This window comes from Streptomyces sp. NPDC002130 (assembly GCF_040296465.1).
Taxonomy (GTDB): Bacteria; Actinomycetota; Actinomycetes; order Streptomycetales; family Streptomycetaceae; genus Streptomyces.
Window position 1 is genome coordinate 1 of sequence record NZ_JBEOXI010000780.1, and the last position, 1,523, is coordinate 1,523.

The following is a 1,523-nucleotide window of genomic DNA, read 5'->3' on the forward strand; positions in this document are numbered from 1 at the left end:
GCGAGAGATAAAGGCTGCGCGTTCCCCGGCTGCACGTGTGTGCCCGCGTGGACGGATGCGCACCATATCCGGCACTGGGCCAACGGCGGCCCGACGGTGATGAACAACCTGGTCTTGCTGTGCCGTTCGCATCACCGGTTGATGCACCACAAATCCGGGTTCGTCGGAAAATGGGAAATCCGGATCGGCGTCGACAACAAACCCTGGTTCATCCCACCGCCCTCGATCGACCCGCAGCGGCACCCGCGGCCGGCGAACACCACCTTCAAAACCTGAGAAGAGTTCGGGCACAACAGAACATGGCCGAGCACCGCATCGAAGAGATCCACCGAAGCGGTGCAACAGACCGTGGGTGGAGTCGAATCAGCGAGTCGAGCGTTTCTGTCGGTACATCTCTGCATCAGCCGCATCCCAAGTCTCGGAAAAACTCTGGGACATAGAAAAGTCCGCCCGCCCGACCGAACAGCGCACCTCGGCGCGCCGGAAGGACTGCTCCAAACGCTCGATCAGGTAGTCGACGGTGTGCGGTTGCGTGTCGGACAGAGCGATTCCGAACTCGTCTCCGCCCAACCGCGAAACTACGGCGCCTGGGTGCGCGCATGCTGCCAGGATTTCACCCGCCCGTTGGACGTACTCGTCACCGGCGGCGTGTCCGCGTTCGTCGTTGATGGTCTTCATGCCGTCGAGATCGATGATGATGATTGATCCAGGGTCGGCGAATTGGCGGTATCGCGTTTGCTCGGCTTCGAGGAAGCGGTCCCATCCACGACGATTGAGAAGGCCGGTCAACGGGTCGGTCTCTGCATCGAGTTGCGCAGTTTCGGCCAGTCGGACTGACTGCGCGCGCTGATAGTCGACATCGAGAATGGTTCCGAGAAGTCGGCACAGGAGATTGAGGAGGGCCAGGTTGTCCTCGAGTGCGGAGTCGCCCGCACTCGGGTCGGCGCCACACAGAGTGCAATCGTTTCTCCGAATGATCGAGGGGAGCGGTGTCAGACTCGTCCGCCGTCGACAACCAGGCATTGGCTGTTGACGTAGTCGGACTCCGGTATGCAGAGCAGGTACACGGCGCCTGCGGCTTCCACCGGAGTTGCTCCTCGGCCGAAGGGGATGGTGGTTGCCATGGCTGCCATGCGGTCGGGATTGACTCCGACACGAATGTCGCGGCCGTCGATCGTGATCTTGGTGTCGGAATCGGCTGTCACCTCGGTCATTCGGGTCACGACGAAGCCGAAGGCGACCGCGTTGACGTTGACCTTGTAACGGCCCCACTCCTTGGCCAGCGTTTTGGTGAGACCGACGATGCCGGCTTTCGCGCTGCCGTAATTGGATTGTCCTGCATTGCCGAAGACACCCGAGGTGGACGAGATGTTGACGACCTTGCGGTGGTAGTCGGTGGGATTGGCTTTGACGAACGGCTGAGCGGCACGCAGGATCCGGAACGGCGCCTTGAGGTTGACGTCGAGGATGGTGTCCCATTGCTCGTCGGTCATCTTCTGGATCACACTGTCCCAGGTGTATCC

The 1,523-nt window shown here is 61.3% G+C and carries 3 protein-coding genes; 1 reads left to right on the forward strand and 2 read right to left on the reverse strand.

Annotated elements, in window-relative coordinates; genetic code table 11:
• Nucleotides 1-276, forward strand: a 276-nt coding sequence (locus tag ABT116_RS45450) for an HNH endonuclease signature motif containing protein (RefSeq protein WP_351646928.1), incomplete at its 5' end; no start/stop codon positions are given.
• A gap of 87 nt (nucleotides 277-363) precedes the next feature.
• Here ABT116_RS45450 and ABT116_RS45455 read toward each other — a convergent pair.
• The gene (locus ABT116_RS45455; RefSeq protein WP_351646932.1) at nucleotides 364-1,023 is read right to left on the reverse strand and encodes a GGDEF domain-containing protein; all 660 of its coding nucleotides are present in this window, start codon (nucleotides 1,021-1,023) and stop codon (nucleotides 364-366) included.
• Nucleotides 993-1,523, reverse strand: a 531-nt coding sequence (locus tag ABT116_RS45460; protein WP_351646936.1) for an SDR family NAD(P)-dependent oxidoreductase, incomplete at its 5' end; no start/stop codon positions are given. The genes ABT116_RS45455 and ABT116_RS45460, both read right to left, overlap by 31 nt.

What these genes read in the sequence shown, in the direction of transcription:
- ABT116_RS45455 (WP_351646932.1), bottom strand. Translation starts at nt 1,023, where the DNA reads ATGCCTGGTTGTCGACGGCGGACGAGTCTGACACCGCTCCCCTCGATC.